Source organism: Leifsonia sp. GW821-FHT13C05 (assembly GCF_058806515.1).
On sequence record NZ_JBXAPT010000006.1, the window covers coordinates 95,806 to 121,688 of the forward strand.

General features: G+C 66.8%; 18 protein-coding genes. 13 read left to right on the forward strand and 5 right to left on the reverse strand.

Annotation, left to right across the window (positions count from 1 at the left end):
- Positions 1-59: 59 nt before the first annotated feature.
- Complete coding sequence (locus AC1ROC_RS15960) at positions 60-1,238, reverse strand: ROK family protein (protein ID WP_493001341.1); 1,179 nt, start codon at positions 1,236-1,238, stop codon at positions 60-62.
- A 2-nt stretch (positions 1,239-1,240) separates the two neighbouring features.
- Complete coding sequence (locus AC1ROC_RS15965; protein WP_493001343.1) at positions 1,241-3,682, reverse strand: glycosyl hydrolase family 95 catalytic domain-containing protein; 2,442 nt, start codon at positions 3,680-3,682, stop codon at positions 1,241-1,243.
- A gap of 86 nt (positions 3,683-3,768) precedes the next feature.
- Here AC1ROC_RS15965 and AC1ROC_RS15970 point away from each other — a divergent pair, with 86 nt between their 5' ends.
- The 3 genes from AC1ROC_RS15970 (at position 3,769) to AC1ROC_RS15980 (ending at position 9,662) form a co-directional block, all read left to right on the forward strand.
- Positions 3,769-5,970 carry an alpha-galactosidase gene (locus tag AC1ROC_RS15970; RefSeq protein WP_493001345.1) on the forward strand — a complete coding sequence of 734 codons (2,202 nt, stop codon included), beginning with the start codon at positions 3,769-3,771 and terminating at the stop codon, positions 5,968-5,970.
- A 97-nt stretch (positions 5,971-6,067) separates the two neighbouring features.
- Positions 6,068-8,641, forward strand: a complete 2,574-nt coding sequence (locus AC1ROC_RS15975; protein WP_493001347.1) for a X2-like carbohydrate binding domain-containing protein — start codon at positions 6,068-6,070, stop codon at positions 8,639-8,641.
- Between the two features lie 73 nt (positions 8,642-8,714).
- Positions 8,715-9,662, forward strand: a complete 948-nt coding sequence (locus AC1ROC_RS15980) for an acetylxylan esterase (RefSeq protein ID WP_493001349.1) — start codon at positions 8,715-8,717, stop codon at positions 9,660-9,662.
- A gap of 317 nt (positions 9,663-9,979) precedes the next feature.
- Here the strand turns inward: AC1ROC_RS15980 and AC1ROC_RS15985 are convergent, their stop codons facing one another.
- On the reverse strand, positions 9,980-10,333 hold the full coding sequence (locus tag AC1ROC_RS15985) for a hypothetical protein (protein ID WP_493001351.1): 354 nt from the start codon (positions 10,331-10,333) through the stop codon (positions 9,980-9,982).
- 387 nt (positions 10,334-10,720) lie between these two features.
- Between AC1ROC_RS15985 and AC1ROC_RS15990 the strand changes: the two genes are divergently transcribed.
- The 10 genes from AC1ROC_RS15990 to AC1ROC_RS16035 all read left to right on the forward strand — a co-directional run bounded on the left by AC1ROC_RS15990 (position 10,721) and on the right by AC1ROC_RS16035 (position 23,187).
- Positions 10,721-11,434: a DCL family protein gene (locus tag AC1ROC_RS15990; RefSeq protein WP_493001353.1), complete on the forward strand. Its 714-nt coding sequence runs from the start codon at positions 10,721-10,723 to the stop codon at positions 11,432-11,434.
- A 210-nt stretch (positions 11,435-11,644) separates the two neighbouring features.
- Positions 11,645-13,120, forward strand: coding sequence for a DUF3375 family protein (locus tag AC1ROC_RS15995; protein ID WP_493001355.1), 1,476 nt, complete (start codon positions 11,645-11,647; stop codon positions 13,118-13,120).
- On the forward strand, positions 13,107-13,820 hold the full coding sequence (locus AC1ROC_RS16000; RefSeq protein WP_493001357.1) for a DUF4194 domain-containing protein: 714 nt from the start codon (positions 13,107-13,109) through the stop codon (positions 13,818-13,820). Before AC1ROC_RS15995 ends, AC1ROC_RS16000 begins: the two co-directional genes overlap by 14 nt.
- Entirely contained in the window at positions 13,813-17,214 is a 3,402-nt protein-coding gene (locus tag AC1ROC_RS16005) for an ATP-binding protein (RefSeq protein WP_493001359.1), read from the forward strand. Before AC1ROC_RS16000 ends, AC1ROC_RS16005 begins: the two co-directional genes overlap by 8 nt.
- A complete protein-coding gene (locus AC1ROC_RS16010) occupies positions 17,211-18,410 on the forward strand; it encodes a Wadjet anti-phage system protein JetD domain-containing protein (protein ID WP_493001361.1) in 1,200 nt (399 codons plus the stop codon). Before AC1ROC_RS16005 ends, AC1ROC_RS16010 begins: the two co-directional genes overlap by 4 nt.
- 356 nt (positions 18,411-18,766) lie before the next feature.
- Entirely contained in the window at positions 18,767-19,012 is a 246-nt protein-coding gene (locus tag AC1ROC_RS16015) for a helix-turn-helix domain-containing protein (RefSeq protein ID WP_493001363.1), read from the forward strand.
- Positions 19,005-20,282, forward strand: coding sequence for a type II toxin-antitoxin system HipA family toxin (locus AC1ROC_RS16020; RefSeq protein ID WP_493001365.1), 1,278 nt, complete (start codon positions 19,005-19,007; stop codon positions 20,280-20,282). The genes AC1ROC_RS16015 and AC1ROC_RS16020 overlap by 8 nt, the downstream gene beginning before the upstream one ends.
- Before the next feature lie 885 nt (positions 20,283-21,167).
- Positions 21,168-21,614, forward strand: a complete 447-nt coding sequence (locus AC1ROC_RS16025) for a MaoC family dehydratase N-terminal domain-containing protein (protein WP_085368626.1) — start codon at positions 21,168-21,170, stop codon at positions 21,612-21,614.
- On the forward strand, positions 21,614-22,033 hold the full coding sequence (locus AC1ROC_RS16030) for a MaoC family dehydratase (protein ID WP_493001367.1): 420 nt from the start codon (positions 21,614-21,616) through the stop codon (positions 22,031-22,033). Before AC1ROC_RS16025 ends, AC1ROC_RS16030 begins: the two co-directional genes overlap by 1 nt.
- The gene (locus tag AC1ROC_RS16035; RefSeq protein ID WP_493001369.1) at positions 22,033-23,187 is read left to right on the forward strand and encodes a UDP-N-acetylmuramate dehydrogenase; all 1,155 of its coding nucleotides are present in this window, start codon (positions 22,033-22,035) and stop codon (positions 23,185-23,187) included. The genes AC1ROC_RS16030 and AC1ROC_RS16035 overlap by 1 nt, the downstream gene beginning before the upstream one ends.
- Here AC1ROC_RS16035 and AC1ROC_RS16040 read toward each other — a convergent pair.
- Positions 23,144-23,761 carry a YdcF family protein gene (locus tag AC1ROC_RS16040; protein ID WP_493001514.1) on the reverse strand — a complete coding sequence of 206 codons (618 nt, stop codon included), beginning with the start codon at positions 23,759-23,761 and terminating at the stop codon, positions 23,144-23,146. The two genes, AC1ROC_RS16035 and AC1ROC_RS16040, sit on opposite strands and share 44 nt — an antisense overlap.
- Positions 23,761-25,863, reverse strand: a complete 2,103-nt coding sequence (locus AC1ROC_RS16045) for a RecQ family ATP-dependent DNA helicase (RefSeq protein WP_493001371.1) — start codon at positions 25,861-25,863, stop codon at positions 23,761-23,763. The genes AC1ROC_RS16040 and AC1ROC_RS16045 overlap by 1 nt, the downstream gene beginning before the upstream one ends.
- Positions 25,864-25,883: the final 20 nt, after the last annotated feature.

The following is a 25,883-nucleotide window of genomic DNA, read 5'->3' on the forward strand; positions in this document are numbered from 1 at the left end:
CCCCCCCCCCCCCCCCCCCCCCCCCCCCCCCGCCGGCGTCTCCGGATGCGGTCGGCCGGTCAGCCCGCCAGGGACCGGATGGCCGTCGCGGCGGCGCCCCTCGCCCAGTCCTCGAAGGTGTGCGGCCGGACGACGATGCGGCAGAGACCCGCCGAGGAGAAGACGTGCTCGTCGTAGGTCTGGCGCAACGACGCCTCGAACAGGTCGAAGTGGGCCACTCCCTCCCCGCCGATGATGACGAGTTCGGGGCCGACCAGGTTCACCAGGCTGGCGATGGCCGCGCCGATGACGCTTCCCGCCTCGGCGAAGGCCCGCTCCGCCGCCTGATCGCCCGCGCGGGCGAGAGCCACCGCATCCTGGATGGTCACGGCGCGTCCGTGCGCGGACGAGACGGCGGCCTCGATCGCGCTGGTCGCTGCGACCGCCTCCACGCAGCCGCGGCGCCCGCACGCGCAGATGCGGTCGGGGGAGGTGAGCGGCAGGTGCCCGATCTCACCGGCGACGCCGTACGCGCCCTCGACCACGTCGCCGTTCAGGTGGAGGCCGCTGCCGATGCCCCGTCCGATGGTGACGATCGCGAACGAGCGCGTGCCGAGGCCGACGCCGAACCAGTGCTCCCCGACGGTGAGGGCGCTCACGTCGTTCTGGACGACGACGTCGACGGGCAGGCGCTCCCGCAGCATCGCGCCGAACGGGACGGCCCGCCAGCCCATCAGCGTGGAGTCGCGCACCACACCCGTCGTCCTGTCGACGTCGCCGGACACCGACACGCCCACCCGGGCCAGCCGGGATGCCAGCGCGCCGAGCCTCTCCTGCAGGCGGTCGCACAGGTCGGCGACGGCGTCGGCGACAGCGGCAGGGTCGTGCGCGGCGAGCGGCAGGCGTTCGGAGACGATGACCCGGGTGGTGAGGTCGGTGGCGACGCCGATGAGCTCGTCGACGTTCACCTTCACGCCGAGCGTCACGACCGCATCCGGCACGATCGCGACCGGGCTGACCGGACGGCCGGGCAACCCCGTCAGCTGGGGGTCGAGTGCGTCGCTGACGATCCCGGCGGCCACGAGAGGCGTGACCGCCTTCGTCACCGCGGCCTGGGACAGCCCCGTGAGCCGGGCGACCTCGATCCGGCTGATGGGGGAGCGGGTGAGGATGGCGGTGAAGACGCGCGTGGCCGCATCCGACGACGAACCGAGCAGCGCGACGCGTCTGCGCGTCTCGTCGTCCGTGGATTCGTGCACGCCTACCTCTGTCGTCGACCGGTCTCCGTCTCCAAACGTACGGGGAACTCGTCCACGGGATGCTGAACGGTGTGCTCCCCGCGGGCAGGAATCTGAACGTCGCGGTCGGTGGTCCCGTACCGGATGCGCACCGTCACCGGCTCCGGCCGGGGGTTGCGCAGCACGGCGGTCACGAGGCGGCCGTCCGACCACTCCAGGTCGGCCGTGAGCCCGCCGCGGACGCCCAGGCCGGTGGCCCAGCCGTCCGGCCACGCCGCCGGCAGAGCGGGAAGCAGGTGCACGACGCCCGCGTGGGACTGCAGCAGCAGCTCCGCGATGGCGGCCGGGAAGCCGAGATTGCCGTCGATCTGGAACGGCGGATGCGTGCTGAACAGGTTCGGCAGGAGACCGCCCCACTCCGAGCCGTCGACCGGCCCGTGCCTGAGTGCATCGCCGTCGTACCGCGTGAGCGCCTGCTGCAGGAGTTCGTGCGCCGTCTCGCCGTCGCCCAGGCGAGCGCGGAGCGCGATCTTCCAGGCCCACGACCATCCCATCGCGCCGTCACCGCGGGCGTCGAGGAAGCGTCGCGCTGCGTCGGCGAGCGCCGGGGTGTCGTCGGGGGTGATCAGCTCGAGCGGGTAGAGGGCGACGAGCGCGGACAGGTGGCGGTGGGCGGGCTCGTGCTCTTCGACCTCCTCCGACCATTCGAGCAGTCGTCCGTCGCTGCCGATGCCGGGCTCGGGGATGACCGCGAGAGCCGCCTCGATCTCCGGGCGCAGCCGGTCGGTCAGTCCGAGCGTGTCCAGCGCGCGCAGTGAGCGCTGCAGGAGGGAGCGGATCAGTTCCGTGTCCATCGTCGCCGTGAGCCCGAGCGCGCGCGGCACGCCGTCGGCGTCCCGATACGAGTTCTCCGGGGAGGTGGAGGGGGCGAGGTACCCGACGCCGTCCGCATCCACCTGCAGCCAGTCGAGGCAGAATTCGGTCGCGCCCCGCATGAGCGGCCAGATCCGTTCGCGCAGGAGATCGTCGTCCGCGGTGAACTCGTAGATGTCCCAGAGCGAGTGGGTGAGCCAGACCCCGCCCATCATCCAGATCGCCCAGCTGGGAGCGCCGTGGCCCATCCCGACGGGAAGGCTCCAGCCCCAGAGGTCGCTGTTGTGGTGGGCCACCCAGCCGCGGCAGCCGTACAGCTCGCGCGCGACGTCGCGCCCGGTGAGCGCCAGCCGCCCGACGAGGGAGATCAGCGGTTCGGCGCAGGCCGTCACCGCGAGCGGTCCCGCTGCCCAGTAGTTCATCTGGGTGTTGATGTTGATCGTGTAGTTGGACGACCACGCCGGGCGCAGCTCGCCGTTCCAGATGCCCTGCAGGTTCGCGGCCGGTCCTCCCGCCCGCGACGACGACGTGAGCAGGTACCGGCCGTACTCGGCCGCGACGGTCGCCCTCAGCCCGTCGTCGCCCAGCAGGACGTCGGCGTCCACGTCCCAGAGTCCTTCGCGTCGTCCGCCGATCGCGAACCGCGCCGCCGCCGGATGATGAGGTTCGTCATCCGCGGCCGGGGCGCGACCGCCGGCGATGGCGCCGGTGGCTCTGTCCCGTGCGCGGTCCCGGATCGTCTCGGTGGAGACGGTCCGCCACTCGTCGTCCGCGCCGGCCCACCATGACTCAGCGCGTGTGGAGGACGAGAGGGCGATCAGCAGTGTGCGGGCGCCATGGACGACGAGGCCGGAATCTCCGTGCTCCGTCGTGCCGTCGCTCCACACGGAGACGGCCGCGGCGGCGAAGCCGTCGTAGCCTCCGTCCCCCTGCTCCGCGTAGCGCAGGGGAGGGTGGACGGACTGCTCGTGCAGCGGCGCACCGTCGACGGGCACCGCGACGTCGATGGTCAGCGTCTCGCCGGAGGCCGTGCGCCCCAGTTCACGTAGCGGCGTGGTGAGGGTCAGGCGCACCTCGGGCAGTGGCTCCGTCGCGGTGATCGACACCTGCAGCGTCCGGGCATCCACGCGGGAGACGCGCTCGACGCGGGCGCCTCCGACCTGCAGCGTCTCCGTGACGAGCCGCCGGTCGAGGTCCAGGATCCTGGCGGGCTCGCCCTCGACCTGCTGCGCGCCGGGGAGCTCGACGCCGAGATCGACGAACGGGAGGAACTCCTGGCTGTAGCGGCCCTCGAAGGTGAGCAGCAGCTCCTCCGCCCTGTCCAGGTCGCCGGCCGCCAGCGCGGCGCGCACCTCGGTCAGACGTTCCGGTCCTGCTCCCTGGGCGACCAGGCGGCGGAGTTCGTCCGCCGACGTCTCGGGGGTGCCGGACCAGACGGTCGCGTCGTTGACCTGGTAGCGGCCGGCCGCGCCGCCGAAGACCATCGCGCCGAGGAAGCCGTCTCCGAGGGGGAGTGCCTCCTCCCAGCGGGTCGCGGGGGCGTGCCAAGCGAGCCGGAGCGTCTGCTCGGGCGTCGCGTCGGAGATCGTCATCGGTCGTCCTTCCGGGGGTTGCACTCGAAACACTAAGCGTGGTTAATTTACATTGTCAAGTAACCTCCATTCGCTAGGAGCTCCTCATGCTCGACGGCTACGGCGCCGTTCTTGCCCTGCGTGCAGCAGGCACATCCATCGTGATCGACACGGCAGGACGCGTGCCGCGCGTCCTGCACTGGGGAGCCGACCTCGGCCCGCTCAGCGACGCGGAAGCTGCGGCCCTCCGCGAGACCGGCGGCCCCGCCGTGCTCAACAATGCGCCGGACATCCCCCGGGCGTTCAGCCTCTGGCCCACCGAGTTCGAGGGATGGGCGGGCACGCCTGCGCAGGAGGGCCACGCCGCAGGGACCGCCACCACGCCGCGACCGCGCACCGTCGCTGCGCGCTACGAACACGACGGCGAGAACGGCGGCCGCATCGACATCGAGCTGGAGGATGCGGTCACCGGGCTGCGGTCGACCATGACCATCCGTCTCGACGGCTTCGGGGTGCTCTCCATCGATGTCTCCGTCGTGCGCGATGTCGCGCTGGACGCGGCGGCCACCGATGTCCCGTACACGCTCGACGCCCTTCGCGTCCTGCTCCCCGTGCCCGATCGGGCCGTCGAGATGCTCGACTTCACCGGCAAATGGTGCCGCGAGCGGGCTCCGCAGCGCGGTGAGCTCTCCTTCGGCAGCCATGTCCGCCGGGCCCGCCGCGGCAAGCCGGGGCACGACGCCCCCTTCCTCGTCGTCGCGGGAACGGACGACCTCGGCTTCGGCCGTGGGGAGGCGTGGGCCACTCATCTCGCCTGGAGCGGCGACGCCGAGTACGTCGTCGAGCGGCTCACCGAGGGGGCGGGAGCCTTCTCGTCGGTCATCGGCGTCGGGGAAGGGCTCCGCCCCGGCGAGATCGCGCTCGCCGCCGGCGACAGGTACGTGGCGCCCACGGTGCTGTTCGTCTGGTCCGGTGCTGGACTGGACGGCATCGCCGACCGCCTGCACCGGCGGCTGCGGGGCCGCCCGTCGCACCCGCGCTCGCCGCGTCCTCTGACCCTCAACTCGTGGGAGGCCGTCTACTTCGACCACGACCTGGAGCGGCTCACCGCCCTGGTGGATCGCGCATCCCGGGTGGGGGTCGAACGCTTCGTGCTCGACGACGGCTGGTTCCACGACCGCCGCGACGCGAACGCCGGCCTCGGAGACTGGGTGGTCGACCGCACCGTCTGGCCCGACGGGCTCGGCCCGCTCGTGGAGCACGTCAGGGAACGCGGAATGCAGTTCGGGATCTGGTTCGAGCCGGAGATGGTGAACCTCGACTCCGATCTTGCGCGCGCGCATCCCGAGTGGGTGCTCGGGCCGCGCGAACTCGGTGCGGCCGCTCGCGACCAGTACGTGCTCGATCTCACGCGCCCGGAGGCGTACGAGCACGTGCTCGGGCAGATCAGCGCCATCGTGGACGAGTACGCGGTCGACTACATCAAGTGGGATCACAACCGGGACCTCTCCGAGGCGGTGAGCGGCTACGCGGGCATCGACCGCCCCGCCGTGCACGACCAGACCATCGCCCTCTACCGGATGCTGGACACGCTGCGTGCGCGCCACCCGCACCTCGAGATCGAGACCTGCTCGGGGGGCGGCGGTCGCGTCGACCTCGGCATCCTGCAGCGGACCGACCGGGTCTGGGCGTCCGACTGCAACGACCCCGTCGAGCGGCTGCAGATTGAGCGCTGGACCAGGATGCTCGTGCCGCCGGAGCTCATAGGCTCCCACCTCGGCGCCGAGAGGTCGCACACGACCACCCGCCGCACGGACCTGTCCTTCCGGCTGATCGTGGCGCTCACGGCCCATGCCGGCATCGAATGGGATCTGCAGGAGGCGGACGACGAGGAACTGGCGGTCATCGCTCAGTGGGGCGCCGTCTACCGGGAACTGCGCGACCTCATCCATTCGGGCCGGATCGTCAACGCCGATGTCGCCGACGACGCGACGGTGTTCACCGGGATCGTCGCCGACGACGGCTCGCGCGCCGTGTACACCTGGGCGCGGCTCGCCACCTCGGCCCCCGGGCAGTCCGGCCGCGTGCGCTTCCCCGGCCTCGACCCGGACGCACGATACAGCGTGCGCATCCGCGACGAGTTCGGTCCGGCAAGCCGCCACCAGAGCGCCGACCCGTCCTGGATCACCGCCGCTCTCGACCAGGCAGGCACCACACTCCCCGGATCGGTGCTCGCCGTCGCCGGCGTCCCGCTCCCCACCCTCAACCCCCAGCAGGCGATGTTCTTCGACCTCGTCAGGATCCCCTGACGCCGGACGCAGGCCAGGCACGCCACCCAGACGGCCCACCGCACCGATCGCTCCTCCCGCACCGACGCGTCAGGGGCTCTTCAGAGAGGAAGAACGCATGACTCGCAGAACACGCATGCGACGGGGCCCGCTGGCTCTCGTCGCCGCGGTCGCGGCGCTGGGACTGGTGGCGGCTGCCGCCGTCCCGGCTTCCGCGACGCCGGATCCGACCACGACGCCGACGCCGAGCGCGACGGCCACGGCCACGCCTCAAGCCACGGCGACGCCGCAAGCCACGGCCACGCCGCAGCCCACGGCTACGGCGACGCCCAAGGCCACGCCGAAAGCATCCGCTGCTGCCGTGCCGTCGCCCGTCCCGCCGGCCGCATCCACCGCCGACCCGTGGGCGCTCACGCCGTACCTGGGCTGGAGCAGTTACAGCATGCAGGTCTACAGCGGGAACGGGAAGTGGATCACCGCAGACCAGCTGATCGCCCAGTCCGACGCGATGAAGGCCAAGCTCGGCAAGGCCGGCTACGACCGCATCAACGTCGACGCCGGCTGGAGCGACGGCGTCGACGCCAACGGCAGGCCGACCCCCAGTGCCGCCCTGTACCCGCAGGGGCTCAAGAAGGTCATCGACCACGTGCACGCCAACGGTCAGAAGTTCGGCGTCTACCTGATCCCCGGCATCTCGTCGGAGGTCGCAGACAAGGCGTACCCGATCGCGAACGCACCGGGCTGCACCACGCACGACATCATGAAGCAGCCTCCGCAGCAGGCCGACTACTGGAAGATCGGCTACCGCATCGACTTCTCGAACCCGTGCGCGCAGAAGTACGTCGACTCGATCGCGGACGAACTGGCCGACCTCGGCGTCAACTTCGTCAAGTTCGACAGTGTCACCCCCGGTTCGGGCATCAGCGACGGATCGGTGGATGCGCGCGACGATGTCGCCGCGTGGTCGTCTGCCCTCAAGAAGCACGGCATCTGGTTCGAGCTCTCCTGGGCGCTCGACATCAACTACGCCGACTACTGGAAGCAGTACGCGAACGGCTGGCGCGTCGACTGGGACGTCGAGTGCTACTGCGGCGGCGAAGCCCTCACCCAGTGGGACAACATCAACAGGCTCTTCCCCCGGGCCGCTGACTGGTGGAGGCACGCCGGTCCGGGCGGATGGAACGACTTCGACTCCCTCGACGTCGGAAACGGGAAGATGGACGGCCTGACCCCGGATGAGCGGCGCACGGCGGCCACGCTGTGGGCGATCTCTGCGGCGCCGATGTACACCGGCAACGACCTCACGAAGCTCGACACGCTCGGCCTCGAACTGCTCACCAACAAGGAGGTCATCGCCGTCGACCAGGCCGGCGTCCCCGCCCGTCCGGTGTCCACGACCGCGAAGCAGCAGGTCTGGTACGCCCTGAACGCCGACGGCAGCTACACGGTCGCGCTGTTCAACCTCGGGCGTTCCGAGTCGGACGTGACAGCGAACTGGTCCGACATCGGGCTGAAGGGCCCTGCCACCGTCCGCGACCTGTGGTCGCACAAGAACCTGGGCCGCGTCAAAGACGCGTTCGTGGCCTCCGACGTGCCCATCCACGGTGTGCGGCTGCTCAGGGTGACGCCGGACAGGGATGCGACGGTGACGGTCAACGACGACGCGCTCGGGATGAAGTACGGCGGAACCTGGACCCGCAACGGCGGGGCGGAGGTCGCCTCGACCACCCAGGCGCTGACGGTGAACGTGACGGACACGGGCACCCCTGCGCCGTCCACGTCCACCGGGCCGACGCGCACGACGAGCATCAACGACACCGACCCCGGCATCGCGTATTCGGGTCAGTGGGGGTACAGCTCCGGCCGCAACTTCGGCGACTACCAGGACGATGTGCACTACGCCGAGCATCCGGGCACCGACTCGTTCTCGTACACGTTCACAGGCACCGGCATCTCCTACGTGACCGAGCTGGACTCGTCGGAGGGCGACGCGGACGTGTACATCGACGGGTCGCTGGTGAAGACGATCAGCGCATCCAGCGCCCCGTCCGCTCCGCATGTGCCGCAGCAGACGGTGTTCACGGCGACCGACCTCACCAACGGGCAGCACACCCTGCGCGTGGTGATGAAGTCCGGCCAGTTCATGCTCATCGACCGGCTCGACGTGCTGCAGCCGAACCTGATCGACCCGTCATCGGTGTCGTTCGACACCAAGGCTCCGGCCGCCGCCTCGTTCTCCGTGCTCCGCGACCCCGGCGAGTTCACCGGCATCACGGCGAACGGGAAGACGCTCGCACAGGGCTCCGACTACACCGTGTCCGGCTCGACCGTCACGCTCAGCACCGCGTACCTCGCGACGCTGCCGGTCGGCGCCGCCACGCTGAACGTCGGCTTCCGCGGGGACTACCTGGACGATGTCCACTCCACGAAGGACACGGGCGCCTCGGTCTCGTACGCCTTCTCGGGAACGGGCGTCGGCTGGCTGGCCCCCACCGGCCCCGACCAGGGCATGGTCGACGTGTACATCGACGGCAAGCTGGTCAAGCGCGTCGACACGCACAGCGACACCCGCCGCACCCAGCAGAAGGTGTTCAGCACGTCCGGCCTCCGGAACGGTAAGCACACCATCATGCTGGTCAAGGAGTCGGGCGATCTGATGCGCACCGACGCCGTGCGATACACCGGCCGCTGATACCGAGGGTGGGCCGGGCGCGCCGCCTGGCCCACCCCATCCCTTTCTTTCGTATTTCCTCAGGAGCGATGCGATGACGATCACCCACCCCGGCACCGAGTTCCCCGCGCTCCTCGGCCGCGAGCCGCTGCCGACACCGGACGACTACGACGACTTCTGGGCGGAGGCCCTGGACGAGGCCAGGTCCCACCCCCTCGACCTCCGGCGCGAGCGCATCGACACCGGCCTGTCCGCGATCGACGTCTTCGACGTGTCGTTCGCCGGGTGGGAGGGGAGGCGGGTGCACGGCTGGCTGCGCATCCCGCACCACCGCAGCGGTGCCGTGCCCGCCGTGGTGCACGCCAACGGCTACGGCGCGGGGCGGCTGTCGCCGATCGACGACCTCACCTGGGCGGCCGCCGGGTTCGCCCAGCTGCTCGTCGGCACCCACGGGCAGGAGGGAGGGAGCACCGGCCACCTCCTGCAGGGCATCGACGACCCGCGGCGCTCCTACTACCGCGGCGTCTTCGTCGACGCGGCGCGTGCCGTGGATGCGCTGCGCTCCCTCGACGAGGTGGACGCGACCAGGGTCGCGGCGATCGGCAACAGCCAGGGCGGCGGCATCGCCCTGGGCGTCGGCGCACTCGTCCCCGACCTCGTGGCGGTGCTCGCCCAGGCTCCCTTCCTGACCGACGCGCCGGACGGCATCCGGCTGGCGGCGAACGGCCCGTGGCTGGAACTCCGCGACTACCTGACCGCGCATCCCGACCGCGCCACCGCGGTCGCGCGAACGCTCGCATACGTGGATGGCGTCACCTCGGCCAGGCACGCCGTCGCCCCCGGCTGGATCAGCGACGGCCTCGAAGACGACATCTGCCCGCCCGAGACCGCCCGCGCGGCGGCGGCCGCGTACGCCGCCCCCGTGACCGTCCGCGAGTGGCCGGGAGCGGGCCACGAGGCCGGCGGAGCAGCCGACCGGCAGGGCGCCATCGGCGTGCTGCGCGAGCGGTTCGGTCTCGATCTGCGACACGGAAAATTCTGACAGCCCTCATTCGGATCGACATTAATCAGCTGCTTGGCACTCTGCAAACAGCGGGCGCGTTGCGAGCGCGCGAGAAGCGTGCCGTCAGAAGAGATGGCACTAGTTGCCGCGCAGTTCTTAGCGCGTTTGCTTCGCCGGTCATACCATGTGACGCACAACCGTCTGATTGTCGCGCTTCGCGCCCGAGAGCCGCGCTCTCAAGCAACTCGTCCATCGATCGGTCGAGCAGCCGTTGCTTTCGCCTCTGGTCAATTCCGCGGGCGGCGAGGAGCCGGTCGAGCACCAGTGCGGGTCGAGAGTCGAGTTCGCTGAATTGCTTAGTGGCGAGATAAAGCTCGAGAAGCATTTGTTCGCGCGAACACGTTCATGAAGTCAGCGGCGTGCTCCCAGAAGAACGAGTGGGCCAGCCTGTTCCGGGTAGCGAGACCGGATTGGAGGTCGGAGATCAGTTCCGTCTCGAATATTGCGTCGTAGGCACGCTGCGTTGTGTGGGGGTCCTCGTTGTCTTTCGCGGTTGTGGCGACATTGACGAGGTCCTTTTCGAGTGTCTTTGCGGTTTGCACGGCGAGGCCGAACTGGGCGAATAGTTCGCGTACCTGGTAATTCTCATTGTCCAGGTCATCCTCGCGCACGATCCGTTCCGAGGGAGCACTGCCCGGCTCAGCCATCATTGTCGTGTCCCAGGATCGTCGTGGCTATCTCGGATGATGAGGGCTTAGATGCCGCCTGACAGCCGTGCGTTGAAGTTGCGCACTGGCAGTGCCGCCCGGCTGTCAGCCCACATTTCTGGACATCCAAGGAGAGCAATCGCCGCCTCGGATTCTGGCTGCGCAAGTGCTGTCGCGAGAACTGCAGATGTCTCTTTCACATCACTATTTCCGAAATCTCCGTGCCAGCTTTTCCGGACTCTCACTGTGATGCCTTCGCCGAGGCCCCCACTGCCACGGCTTGCAGAGAGCGAGCTTCTGCTCACAGGCGGTTCATGCGACGTGAACTGGGGCTGGTCCAGCCCTCATTGTCTACGACATCGTGGTGTGGTTGGCACTATCGGAGGTTCCATGCCCATTCCAGTCGTACTCGATTCGTTCAGTTGGCCGTCGAAGACAGCCGCGGAGACCGCTTACCGGGCGATCCTTCGCGACTCGGGTTACGAGGTCGGGGACCGAATCGACGATCCCGTCCACGAACGGATGTTGCTAGAACTTCTCGAATGTCACCCGGAAGCAGGTGAGAAGACGGGGTCGGGGGTCGACTACTTCTACATTGGACGAACAGCCGACGGGAGCCACTCGTTCGCTGTGGCCGATGGCGCCATCGGCATCTGGATCCGCCGGGTCGACGGATCGCCGGAGGACTTCAGTTACCGCACCGCCATCCACTCGCACTCTCCCAAGTCCGACGCGAAGGAGGCGATGCGTGAACTCGTCGACGCGCGCCGACTGCAGTACCGCGACGAGCGGTTCGTGGACGGGCACCCGGTCCTCAGCGACCTGAGCGGGGACCCGTTCCCGTCACGCGACTCAGCTCAAGTGATCTACATTGACCCGACCTGGGCCCAGCTCACGTACGCCTTCGCGATGAGTGAGGGCGGCTGGGCCAAGATGCCGGTCCATTCCGGGCATGGCGCTATCCGTATCGGCAGCGGGTTGGAGGACGAAGCACAGGCCGATCGTTGGCTTGAGTTTCATGAAGTGCACGCGAAGTTTGGTCTAGCAACTGCGAGCGAGGCTGCCCGGCGGGCGCGCAGCGACGAGACAGCGTGGGCGCCGTGACCGACGAAGCTCAGGTAGGACGAGCCACGCGCTCGGCATACTATTGTGCGCGGCGTCGTCGCATGAAGTCGGCCGACCTGCCAGCAGCTGCTCTGACCGTCACGTCAGGGGTTGTTCTGTGACGACGAAATTGATCTGGCGAAGAAATGTCCGAACCGTCTGGCATCATCATCCAACGGACATGTCGTCTACGGTCTGGGGGAGGTCCGAATGAGCAGCATTGTCGGAGAGCATGCGCGGGTCACTGCGGCCTTCGAGGAGCCGACACTATCCCTGTTACGCGGACCTAACGCGCCAGCGAACGTGGCGATCCTCCGCACCGCGTTTCCGCAAGACCAGAAGACACAGCCCGCCGCCCGACTTCATCAATTCGTAGACTCGCTCATCCTTGAGCTTCGGGAGCGTGGGCTGCCGCACTTGCCGGAAGGTGATGGTCGGGACGTTTGCATGGTGTGGGTGCGCCGCCGTTGGCTGACCCGCGACGTTGACGGCACCACGTACACCCTCACCTCCCATGCAATGCAGGCGCTCGGACTCGTTCGAGACCTCACCCGGGACCGGGTGAACTTGTCGGAACACCGCATCAAGAACATTGTCGACACCGCGAACCGGTTGAGTGTTGCCGCGAACCCGGACGTGGAGGTACGAAAGGCACGAATCCGGGAACAGATCGTGGCGCAGGAAGCCGAACTTGAACGGCTCGAAGGAGGGGGAGAACTCGAACCGGTGTCGGCCGATTTCATCCTCGAAGGACTCGTCGAACTGCAAGACCTTGTCTCGGGGCTACCGATCGAGTTCGCCCGCGTGGGCGAGGTCATCGAAGCCCTACAAGAGCAGTTACGAGCCGATTTTCGTGCCGACGCTCGTCCCGCCGGCGAGATCGTGGCCGACTTCCTCGTCCGTGCGGACGACCTCACCACTGCGACGCCGGAGGGCCGAGCGTTCGAAGGGGCGTTCAATCTTCTCGACGACGACGCGCTCCTCGACCAGCTCCGCCGCGACATAACTTCCCTCGTTGACCATCCCGACATCGCGGCCGTTCTGAACCCCGCAGAGAAAAAGGCGATGGTCGGGATCGTGCGCATCGTCCGAGATGGCGCGCGGGAGACGATGACGAAGATCGTTGACACGGTCGAAACCCTTAACGCGTTCATCCGATCGCGGAATGTCGCGGAAGATAGGGAACTCGACCGGCTGTTGATGCAGCTCGAGGACGCGCTAGGCACGTGGATGAAGGAAGCGGGCCCGCGCATAGAGGTGCCCGCCGCTCGCCTCCCCGACAGTGCAGAGATCGCGTACATGCGGGAGAAGTTCTATGATCCAGCTTCCGATGTCCCACTTGAACCGCTGGACGATTCTGAATGGGAGCGGCCGGAACCGGTGAGCATTGACGATCTACGCCGACACGGTGGCCCGCACCTAGATGTGCTCCGCGCCGCTCTGGATAACGCGGGAGTCGGTGAATGGACTATCGCGACACATGTCTTCCCGAACCTTCCTGAGGAGATGCGCCGGCCTGTCGATGCGCTCGGGGTGCTCCACCTGATCGCCGACCGGGACGACCTGGTGCGCACAGGTCGTACAGAGGAATACGCCACGCGTCGTCCCGATGGCAGCGAACAGGTCCTGGTGATGCCGGAGGTCGCCCCGAGCCGGATGGGAGAAGACCGCGATGACAACAGCTGACTTCGAGGCGGTTTCAGACTTCGTAGCGGACGACGACGAGCCCAGCGACCGCACGTCTCTGGAACTGCTCGATGAAGAACCGGAGCACGAAGACGCGAATCCGACCGTCGTGGAATTCGACGGCGACACCGGAACGCTTCACGCTGACGCCCGGGCCGCACTTGTCGCGCTACTCAGCAACCGATTCATCGCTGCGTCGACTCACAAGAAGGAATGGAAGGGACTGCTCGCACACCTTTACGACATCCGGTCCCGGCTCAACGACATGTACCTTGATCTCGAATACGACGCTCGGTACGAGGTGGCATTCAAGGTTCAGGTTCGCAATACCGATTCGACTCGGACGTTCCCCTACCTGCTGCGGTCCATGACCTGGACGCGTGAACAGACCGTCGTGCTAGTCCACCTGTGCAGGGTTCACCGGAACCAGACAATGGCGGGCGTTTCCCGCGTCGTCGTAGCAGCCGCCGACATTCAGGCGTTCGCCGCGTCGGTCCGTCCAAAGACCGCTACCGACCATCACATGGACGCGGGTCGAGTTGAGCGTGCGATCACAACGATCGCGACGGCAGGGCTCCTTGAACCGACGAAAGAGGAGGGCGTCTTCATCATTTCTCCCATCATCGAGCGACTAATGCCGGTCACCAAGCTCCGAGAACTGCTCTCTTTCCTGACATCCGAGGATTCGACTGATGACTGACCTCACCATCGCCGCTGATAAGTCGCATCCCCTCATTCCCGACACGCATTGGCGGATCGAACAGATTCAGGTTATCAACTGGGGCGGATTTCACCAGAAGACCACGAAGTTCGAGTTCCATCCCGACGCGACAATCGTGACCGGAGCGTCGGGGGTGGGGAAGTCCACCATCCTCGACGGGTACCTAGCTCTGATGATGCCTTCAGACGTCGCCTTCAACGGTGCGTCGAACGCGGCGGCGGGCGGCCGAGTGCGTGGATCCGACCAGCGGTCCCTGCGCACCTATTTGAAGGGAAAGACGGATGACACCGTCGAGGACGGCATCACTGTCGACAAGAGTCTCCGCGGGCAGGGGAAACCCACGTGGGGCGCGGTGTCGGCGACGTTCGTCGCCGACACCGGGAATCGGTTCACCGTCATCCGCGCCTACTTCGTCCCGGCGTCAGCGGCGCGCGACGGAGACATCCTGAAACGGATGATGACAATACCCGGAGCCTTTGACGTCGGAGAGCTATACGAGTTCGCCAGAGTTGGCTCCGAGTCGTATCCCGCGAAAGCGTTGAAGACGCGGTGGCCCGAGCTTCGCATTTACGGTTCGTACGACGAGTTCTCCCAATCGCTGTTCTCCCGATTGGGTATTGGACAGGGCGGGGACGGTGCGAAAGCGCTCGACCTTCTCGCCCGAATCCAGTCGGGCACGATGAGTCGGACCGTCGACGAGCTATACAAGAAGCTCGTCATCGAACTCCCGGAGACGTTCAAGGTTGCCGACGAGGCGATAGCGACGTTCGATGAGCTGGATGAGATGTATCGGAAAATGGAGGTCTCCCAGCAGCAAGCAGATCTCCTTGCCCCAATCGTTGAACTTCATGCGCAGATGATTGAGGCGCAGGACGCGATCGCGCAGGCGCGTGCGCTCGGCGCGGTCGACGCCGACGACACTCCGGCGGGCTTGTGGCGACTGCGCACTCACGCACGAATCCTGGGCGACGAAGACGACGAGCTCCGCGAGCAAGCAACCACGTTGGAAGCGCAGGTGCGAACTGCGGAGTCTGCGACCCGCGACGCCGAACAACTCCTTGATGTGGCGAAGGCAGAGTTCGACGCCGGTGGCGGCGACCGGGATAAGCAACTGACAGCCGAGATCGCGAACCACGAGCAGATCGCCGAATCCCGCCGTGGGTGGCGAGGCCGCCTGAGTGAGCAGCTCACCGTTTTGAATCGCACAGTTGACAGTGAGGACGATCTCCTTGCACTTCACTCCGACGCGCGCGGATACGCCAGTCAGATAGAAGAGCAGAAGTCGGCACTTGAAGCGCGGCGCGAGCAGATGACCCGGGCCGAGTATCCGATCGGCCAAGAACTCGACGACATCAAGGCCGAGCTGCGGTCACTCGAAGGGCGAACGGGGCGCGTTGACGCGTCCCTGGATGCCCGTCGTCGCGAGGCCGCCGAAGCGTCCGGTATCGACGTGGCCGACCTGCCCTTCGTCGCGGAGCTCATCGACGTGTCCGAAGGCGAGGAGAAATGGCGAACCGCGATCGAGACCGTCCTCTATGCAAGCGCGCGCACCCTCCTCGTACCCGATGAGCAGTTGGAGAGGTTCTCGCGCGCAATCGATCCGATCAAGTCATCCCTCCGCCTGACCTTCGAGGGAGTCGAGCGCAGAGACACGACGCCCGCCGCTCCGATGGATCCGCAACACATCGCGGGGAAACTCGACTTTAAGGAATCGCCCTACCAGGCGTGGGTTATCGAGCATTTGAATGATCAGTCGCGCAACGCCCTGTGCGTTCCAAATACTGATGGCCTCGACGGTGCTGGCCTCCGGGTGACAACTTCTGGACAAACCCGGAGGCGGCGTCGTGGCTCGCACGGCGGGAACACCAGCCGGCCGATCATCGGTTTCGACAATGCAGAGCTTAAGGAGACGCTGGAACGACAGCGGGACGACGCCCGCGCGCGACTGGACGTTTCAGCACAGGCGCGAATAAGAGTAGCTGCAGAGATCGCTGCGATCGACAAGCGACAGAGCGCCTACCTACGCACGCTCGAATTTGCATGGGCCGATGTGGACGTGGCCACGCCCGCGCGACAGGCGGCCGAGCTTCGCGGACTCCAGGAGAAACTACTCGCCAACGACGGCGCTCTGGCGTCGTTGAAGATGCAAGTGGAGAAGTTGTCCGGTGCAGCGAAGGCCGCGCAGCAGCATGAAGCCGGGCTCGTCATGAAACTCCGCACCGTCGGCGCGAAGCGGGCCGAGCTCGCGACAGCCATCGACAAGGTGAACGATGCGCTGTGGCCGCTCGAAGACGACGGGTCCGTCATCCTCGACGACGCTCTCGCGGCACGGCTTGACCGCGAGTGGACTCGGGTGCTCCGTGGGGAGCCGGCGAAGAGCGATCAATGGAAGCGTCTGCTGAGCGGACTCGCGAGTGCTCTGGCGGAGACGGTATCCCACGCCTTAGAGGCTGAGCGGTCCGCCGTCCAGCAGATCGAGAGGACGTTCCACACTTTCCAGGGTCAGTGGTTTGACCCGACCCGGGGCGAGACCGTCGCCGCATATCGGGAGTATCTGATGATCTTCGAGGAGATCACGCGGGTCGGGATCGATGAGCAGCGAGAGCAATGGCGGCGCAGCGCTCTGCAGTGGTCGGGAAAGGGCCTTCGGCTGCTGGGCAGCGCGATGAGCTCAGCCGTCGATGAAATCGGCTCGCGCCTCGATTCGGTCAACACAATTCTCGAACGGCTTCCGTTCGGACCAACCGACGGGCGCCTGAGGATCGAGCTTCGGCGGCTTGCTCCGCAGAAGGTAACCACGTTCCGCCGGGATCTGGAATTGTTTCGGAAGCTCGCGACGACCGGTACTTCCGATGAAGAGCTCGTGGTGAGATTCGCGCAGATGCGAGAGTTCATCGCTCGTATCCGTAGACGCGACGACCCAGCACTGACCCCAACGCAGCGCGAGATGGTTGCCCGCGAAGACATCCTCGACGTCCGTCGGCATGTGGAGATCACTGCCCGCGAGTTGATGCAGGACGGTGAACCGGCAGCCGAGTACTCGTCCCTGGCTGGGAAGAGCGGTGGCGAAATGCAGGAACTCGTCGCCTTCATCGTCGGTGCCGCCCTCCGGTTCCAGCTCGGAGACGAGCTTGGACAGCTGCCAAGGTTCGCGCCGGTCTTCCTCGACGAAGGGTTCATCAAAGCGGATTCAGAGTACGCCGGCCGTGCCGTAGAGGCATGGAAGGGTCTAGGTTTCCAGCTCATCGTCGGGGCGCCGTTGGATAAGTACACGGGCCTGGAACGCCACGTTGCTCAGACCATCGTCATCTCAAAGAACCGAGAAACGGGACATTCGTTCGTCGACCACGTCTACCACAAGGGGTTGGCGTGAAGACAATCGTGGACATTGAGCAGCGGATTCGCCAGCATGTCGAAGAACGATGGGCAGAGGACGTCGCTGCGGAGCTGACGGGCGCACAGACGTGGTGGCCACGTCGGTACTCACTTGGTCGCCCCGATGTGGCCTTTATCGAGGACAGGTACGACGACCTCATCGCCCTCATCGACCAATGGCGGAAATGGGCCTCCGCATACGGTGCGACGGTTATCGAATCCAACATCCGCGTTGATCGAACAACCTACCCTGTCCTCTCTCACGTCCTCATTCCCAGTCTGGACGTAGCCGCCCAGGTCGCCGGAGCGGAATGGGAGGTCATGCTGCGGCAGGCGCGGGAACACGCCGCACTCATCAACAAGCGGTTCCCGCACCGCGGCGACCGCGTCGGCAAGATCGTCGATGTGGTGGCGGATTGGACACCCGTTGATGTCGAGTTGCTCACTCGAGCAGCGTCCTGGTTCGAAAAGAACCCCAATTCAAGACTCAGCCCGAGACAGGTGCCGCTGGAAGGCTTCCATTCGAAATGGCTGGAATCCCGGCGCAATGCAGTCGCACGCCTCGCGGGCCTGGACGACCTGGGGCTCTTGCCTCCGCACCCTTCCCGCATCCACTTCACCTACCTCGACCCAGCGCATCTTATGGCAGGGGGCAGGCGGCACGACTCCGCAACAGTAGGAGACCGCTTCTTCCCGGCGTACATCCCGGACCTGGTCATCATCAGCGAGAACAAGGACACCGCCGTCCATTTTCCCGAGGTTGACCATGCCATCGCTGTTGAAGGAGCAGGGTCTGGGGCCTCCGCGTTCGCGGCATTCGAATGGCTCCGCACCGCGCGCCTGGTCGTCTACTGGGGCGACATGGACGCGGACGGCCTCCGTATCCTCGCCCAATTCCGCACCGCCGGGATACCCGTGCAGTCGCTATTCATGGACCTCCCCACGTTCGAGCGCTGGGAGAAATACGGGACAAACACGGACAAGCGAGGTAACCCGATTATTGCGGATGACAGCCCGGCACCACGGAATCTCGAAGGCCATGAGCGCGCCCTGTACGAGCTTCTCACCGGCGTACGCGGTCCGAAGTATCGCCGCGTGGAGCAAGAAAGGATCCCGACGGGCGAGGCGCGCGCGGCGGTTCTTCAGATGCAAGCGGCAACCGCAGCATCTCGAGAGGTTCCTCAGCTCCTCTAATCTCGTCTGTAAGCGGAGTTCTTATTCGCTGTTTGTGAGAATTCTTGTTCGTCGTTTGCGGAGAATTCTTGTTGCGCATTTAGCGAGCCCTTTCGGTTTCCGCGTTGTGCGGCAGTTTCCGCAGCCTGTAGTTGGCTGCCAATTTCTGCTTCTATTTTTCCAGTACTACAAACAACGCCGATTATGATTTAGCGGTTGGCCAGGAATTTCATTTTGCCGCATGTGTCAATATTGCTACACTGAGAAATGCATCAATATTGTTGCATTGACCGATGTGGCAATATTGTTGCATTTGAGGCGGGGGATCGCCGCCGAACCTGCTAAAACCACCCCGTGACTGCAGAGAGGAGATTCAGATGCCCACGGTTCCTATCCGTAACTTTCGTGACCTGGCCGCGGTGATCAAAGCCACCCGCGAACAGCGAGGTGTGCGCCAAGAAGATCTCGCGAATGATCTCGGCATGTCGCGCGTGGCTCTGTACCGCATCGAAAGTGGAACGGCGCCACTTGTCGTCAGCAGACTCTTTCGTATCCTTCGCAAGCTCGGGATTACCCTCACTGTCACTTACACGGTCCAGCAGAAGGATGCCTCACGTGACTGATCAGCTTGAGGTGTACCTACATGATCAACGCGTCGGGGCCGTCACTCGCGGCCCTGCGCGGAGCCCGGAGCTCGTCAAGCTTTCGTTCGATCCGGACTACGAGCCTGGGCGCGTCAGGCTAACCGAGAGCTTCACCGTCCTACCCGGATACTCGCCTGACGGCACCCTCGCATCAAACTTCTTGGGCGGCTACACCCCCGAAGGGCAGCAACGAATCGCAATGGCGGACGATCGTAATTTCGCTCCGGACGACCTCTTCGGCTTTCTGAAAGCGTTCGGCGGTTCGATCGCAGGGTCGTTGACGTTCCGGGTTCGGGGTGTCGACGTCGCGCAGCGTCCACGCTACGAAGAGTTGCAGCCAGCCGCGGTGGCTCGACTGCTCCGAGACGCGGTCCGGAAGCACGACCTCGCGGTCCGCGATGATAGCCGATCCATGATTCAGGGGTTTCAACCGAAACTGCTTCTGGCGAACTTTGGGAACGGGTGGATGCAGCCACATGGGAGGGCTCATTCAACACACATCCTCAAGCCGCGCCTTGCATCACGGCCTGAGAAGATCTACGACGAGTACTACAGCCATGAACTAACCAGAGCGATGGGTCTATCGCGATTTCATTCTGAGCTCCAAAGTGTGGGATCTACTCATTTCCTCGCCATCACGCGATTCGACCGCCAGGTTGTGGGCAACTCTGTCAGAACAATCCATCAGGAAGACGCGGCACAGGCGCTTGGACTGAATTGGGTTGACGACGAAGCGAAATTCCAAGACCGATTCAGACTTCGCCGGCGCGACCGACCAAGCGCACGGTCGATCGGGGAGCTGTTCGCAAACCTGGCAGACAATGCTCTTGAGACATGGGTGAAGCAGCTCACATTTCGTGTGCTCGTCGGGGACAACGACGGGCATGCGAAGAATGTGGGCGTTCTCCACCTGCCAGGAACGGACACGATCACCGAACTCTACGACGCGCTTCCCAACCTCTATCAAGAGGGTCGCGTCGATTGGAACATGGCCTTAGCGATCGATGGTCAGATTGACCACCGTCATGTCAGCGTCGAGCGGATCATCAACGAAGTCGACTCTTGGGGGAGCGAACTCACAATCGCCCAGATCGAAGAGATCATCTCGCAGACGCTCGACTCATTCGCCAAAGCCCTCGATACGGTTCCAACGCCGGACGGGATGTCTCCCGGGCTCGTCGAGGGACTGACATGGTTCCTTGACCGCTTGAGCGGTGGGCACGAAATCAGCGAACGTCGAAGGCCTTGAGGCTGGGTGTGTCTAGGCCTTTAGCGGCATTATCGAGTGACCCGCCGTTCGGCGACGACCGGCGCGTGACCGTCACAGGCCGAGGCCGACGAGATTCTCGTTCGACCCTTGCTGCATACATCGGGAGTTGAAGCGCCGACAGTAGCGGAAGACGTTTACAACAACACGATTGGCACGATTGGCACGATTGGCACGATTGGCACGATCGGCACGACTGGCGCCGCTGGGGTGATCGCGGCTCTTCTGCTGGGACCTGGCTGACCGACTCAGCCTTTAGGGATCTCAAGGACCGTGACAAGCGCGGCTGTCTCGGTTGAATAGCCGCGGACAATATCAGAGCCAGAGAGAGGAGTCGCATTCGAACGACGCTGCCCGCTCGGCTGCGAACCCAGTGTCATCCAGGTGCGTGACGGCAACAACTGGGTGATCGCATGGAGAGAATCTCACAGTGGTGAGTGGGATCTCATTCTCCGTGCGAGCCGTCAATGTCGGTGGTTCCGCGTAAATTCAGGGGTGAGCCAAAAAAGTTTGAAAACACTACATGTAGTGGAATGACAATCGTGTCATTCGGGTTATATAGTGGGTGAACACCGCAAGACGCGGAGCACAACGAGACTTCTAGGGGAGGCCATCATGGACTACGAAAGCGACAGTGTTGGCGGCTACTCGGTTCCCGTCGACCCCATGGATCTGCTGCAGTGCGACAGCTGCCAGTAGGCAGCAGCACCAGCACGAGAACCCTGACGGCTTCGGCCGCCGGGGTTCTTCTTTTGTCTGCGCGGCTTTATCGGCGCCTTTCGCCCGCGCCGTTTTTCCTGCGCGGCGGGGGCCACGCCTCTTTTCCTGCGCGGCGGGGGCCGCGCGCCGCTTCCGTAGAATGGGCGGGTGGCAGTGAACCCAGAGTTGCAGGGGCGGACGTTCGCCCCGACCAGTCCTTATCTTGTCGGGCGCGAGAAGATCCGCGAGTTCGCGCGGGCCGTCCTCGCCACCAACCCGATCAACGTCGACGTGGAGGCCGCGCGCGCCGCCGGTCACGCCGACCTGGTCGCGCCGCCGACGTTCCCGGTGGTCGTGCAGGAGCAGACCCTCGCCCAACTACTGGCCGAGCCGGATGCCGGCATCGACTTCAGCAGGGTCGTCCACGGGGACCAGCGGTTCAGCTACACGCGCGCGGTCGTCGCCGGTGACGAGCTCACCGCGACGCTGACGGTCACGAGCGTCAAGTCGCTCGGCGCGCACTCGATGGTCACGGCGGAGTCCGTCATCGTCGACGCGTCCGGCGAGCACGTCGTCACCGCCGTATCCACCCTGGTCGTTCGAGGAGACGAGTGATGCCCGAGTTCGACACCCTCTCCGTCGGTGACGTCGTCGCCGAGCAGAGCTACCACCTGACGCGCGACAACCTCGTGCGCTACGCGGGCGCGTCCGGCGACTTCAACCCCATCCACTACCGCGCCGACATCGCCACCTCGGTGGGCCTTCCTGGCGTCATCGCGCACGGGATGCTCACCATGGGCCTCGCGGTGCAGCCCGTCGTCGACTGGGCGGGCGACCCCGCCAGCGTCGCCGACTACCAGGTGCGGTTCACCCGGCCCGTGGTCGTCGACCCTGCCGACGGCGCCGACGTCTCGGTCGTGGCCAAAGTGGGACAGCTGGATGCGGAGTCGCGGGCCGCCCGCATCGACCTCACCGTGACCTTCGACGGCAGCACCGTGCTCGGCAAGGCGCAGGTCCGCGTCACGTTCGCCTGATGTCAGACCAGACCCCCGCCCTCTCCACGCTCACCACCCTGCAGGTGGGAGGCGTGCCGGAACGCCTGCTCGAACCGTCCACCCGCGACGAGCTGGTCGCGACCGCGCTCGACGTGTGGCGTGACGGCGACGAGTGGGCGCTCCTCGGCGGCGGCTCCAACACGGTCGCCAGCGACGACGGGTTCGACGGGACGATCATCCACGTCGTCACCCGCGGCATCGACCGCCTCGATGCCCCGGCCGGACGCATCCGGTTGCGGGTGCAGGCGGGGGAGCCATGGGATGCGCTGGTCGCCCACACGGTCAGGAACGGCTGGTCGGGCATCGAAGCCCTCTCTGGCATCCCCGGCTCGACGGGAGCAGCGCCCGTGCAGAACATCGGCGCGTACGGCCAGGAGCTGGAGTCTGCGCTCGTCGGCATCGAGTTCCTCGACGAGAGCACCGGCGAGCTGCGCACCATGACCAGCTCCGACCTGCGCCTCGGCTACCGCACCTCCGTGCTGAAGCAGGGGATGCGCGGGGTGGTGCTGTCCGTGGACCTCGAGCTGGAGGACGGCAACCAGCCCGGCGGCTTCGGAGCGCCGATGAGCGCCCCGATCGCGTACGCGCAGCTGGCGGACACCCTCGGCGTCGCCCTCGGCTCCCGGGTGCCGGTCGCCGAGCTGCGCCGCGCCGTGCTCGCCCTGCGCGCATCCAAGGGCATGGTGCTCGACCCGGCCGACCAGGACTCGGTCAGCGCCGGCTCGTTCTTCACCAACCCGATCGTCTCCGAGAACTTCGCCCGCTCGCTTCCGGCCACGGCACCGCGCTGGCCGGTGACGCCTCCGGAGCCCGATCGCGTGCTCGGCCTGGCAGCGCCCGACCAGGAGGGCGGCGGCGTGTGGCCCGGCGACATCCCGGGCCTGGCAGGCGGCCCGTACGTGGTGAAGCTGAGCGCCGCGTGGCTGATCGAGCAGTCCGGCATCCGCCGCGGCTTCTCGCTCCCCGGCTCCCGGGCGGCGATCTCCGACAAGCACACCCTGGCCATCACCAACCGCGGGGGAGCGACGGCCGCCGACGTGACCCAGCTGGCGTCGTACGTCCAGGCCCGCGTGCAGTCCGAGTTCGGCGTCATCCTGCATCCGGAGCCCGTGCTGCTCGGCGTCTCGCTCTGATCCCGGCGACGGCGGCGACCGGCTTCACCAGGGCGATCTCGCCGAACCGGTAATCCTCCGCCCGGCGCAGCCTCGCGGCCAGGTCGGGACGCAGCGCGCGCAGGTAGTTCCGCCCCTTCTCGGCGTGCAACGAGTTGGACACGATGGCGATGGAGTCCGCGTCCTCGATCAGAGGGATCGCGTTGCGGATGTTCTCCCAGGTGGTCGTGCTCTCCGTGTCGAGCAGGATCGCGCCCGTGTATCGGCGACTCTCGCGGGCGTAGCGCGCCATCAGTACGGCCTCGGGGACCTCGCCGCCCACGGCACCGCCGCACAGCACGAGCACGCTCCGCTGCGCCCGCGGATCGAGCGACCGCAACCCGGCGCGCACCCTGTAGCGATTCACGGCGTTGGCGCGGCGCCCCCGGTTCCGGAAGCCGAGGACGACGACCGCCTGCAACCGCGGAACCCGCCCGCCTGGCCGGGCGACCCCGCGCCGCGACGCCCGCCAGTGCAGCAGCTCCGCCCACGCGAGGACACCGGCCACGCCGGCCACGCCGACCGCCAGGGCACCCACCACCCGGCCCGCGCGCATCACGCGCGCAGCGCGGCCGCGAACGGCAGCACGGCAGACGCGCCCGCCTGCCGCAGCGTGCGCCCGGCCACCGTGATCGTCCAGCGGCTGTCGACCAGGTCGTCCACGAGCAGCACCGGCACGCCCTGGGGCAGGTCCAACGCGTCGGCGGAGAAGCGGTTCCACACCGACGACAGACGGAACGCGCTGTTTCCTCCGGCCTCGCCGGACGGACCGCCGTCGACCAGGTCGAGCGTGCCGGCGAACGGGAGCCGCCCGGCGTCGGCGAAGCCACGCGCCAGCGACTGCACGAATTGCGGACGGCGGCGAGACGGCATCGCCACCACCGCGGCCGGGCGCTCCGCCCAGTTCCAGTCGGCCAGCACCCGGATGCACGCGGCCAGCAGCGCGGGAGGGCACGGCTGGTCGACGGCTCCCGCCCCGAGCAGTTCGCGCAATGGGCCGCCCCAGCCGAGGTCGGTGAGCCGGGCGAGCGCCCTCCCCGGCTCCAGCTGCTCGTCCTGGCCGAGCTTGCCCTTCACCGGCACGCCCAGCCGGTCAGCACCCGTCGGCCACAGCTTGCGCGGTTCGATCTCGACCCCGACCCTGTCGAGAGCGGACGCCACCGACGAGCTCGCCGAGTCGTCGATCGCGGCCGGATACCAGGCGCCCGCGCAGTTGTCGCAGCGACCGCAGGGCTGAGCATCCGGGTCGTCGAGCGCGCGCTGGAGGAACATCATGCGGCACTCGCCGGTGGACTCGTAATCGAGCATCGACTGCTGCTCCGCGGTGCGCGCGGCGGCGATCCGCTCGTACCGCTCCCGGTCGTATGTCCACGGCGTGCCCGTGCTGATCCAGCCCTTCGCGACGCGCTTGACGGCCCCATCCACGTCGAGCACCTTCAGGAGCAGTTCGAGCGTGGACGGCTTGAGGTCGACCTGGCTCTCCAGTGCGCGGGTCGACTGCGGCTCGGAGTGCAGCGCGCCGAGCACGGCGTCCGCCTTCGCCTCCGACGGCATGGATGCGGTGGCGAAGTAGTCCCAGATCGCCCTGTCCTCCTGCCCGGGCAGGAGCAGCACGTCGGCGTTCTCCGTGGCACGCCCGGCGCGGCCGACCTGCTGGTAGTAGGCGACGGGCGAGGACGGAGCGCCGAGGTGCACGACGAAGCCGAGGTCGGGTTTGTCGAACCCCATGCCGAGTGCGCTCGTGGCGACCAGCGCCTTCACCTCGTTCCGCTTCAGCCGCCCTTCCAGGTCTTCGCGCTCCGCCGTATCGGTCTGGCCGGTGTACGCGTACGTCTCGTGCCCGGCCTGCCGCAGCAGGCGAGCGGTGTCCTCCGCAGCGGACACCGTGAGGGCGTAGACGATGCCGCTGCCCGGCAGCCGTTCCAGGTTGCTGACCAGCCACGCGAGCCGGGCGCCGGCATCCGGCAGCGTGAGCACGCCGAGGCGCAGCGAGCGCCTGGCCAGCGGTCCGCGGATGGTGAGGACGTCTTCGTGACTGCCCGTGCCCATCTGCTCCGCCACGTCGGCCACCACGCGTTCGTTGGCGGTGGCCGTGGTGGCGAGCACGGGCACGCCGTCCGGCATCGTGGCGATGAGGTCGCGCAGCCGTCGGTAGTCCGGCCGGAAGTCGTGGCCCCAGTCGGAGATGCAGTGGGCCTCGTCGATCACCAGCAGGCCGCTGCGGGCGATGAGGTCTGGCAGGAACTCGTCGCGGAACTGCGGGTTGTTGAGCCGCTCGGGGGAGACGAGCAGCGCATCCACTGTGTCGTCGCGGAGGCGCTGAGAGACGTCGTCCCACTCGTGGCGGTTGGCGGAGTTGAGGGTGACAGCCCTCACCCCCGCGCGTTCGGCCGCCGCCACCTGATCGCGCATGAGAGCGAGCAGCGGGGACACCAGGATGGTGGGGCCGGCGCCGCGGGAGCGCAGCACCATGGTGGCGACGAAGTACACCGCCGACTTGCCCCAGCCCGTCCGTTGCACCACCAGGGCACGCCTGCGGTCGTCGACGAGCGCGGAGATCGCCTCGAACTGCCCGTCGTGGAAGTCGGCCTGCGGATCGCCGACCAGGGCGCGGAGGGTGTCGACGGCCTGATCTCGTGTGGTGCTGGTGGTGCTCATGGACTCATCGTTCCAGAGAG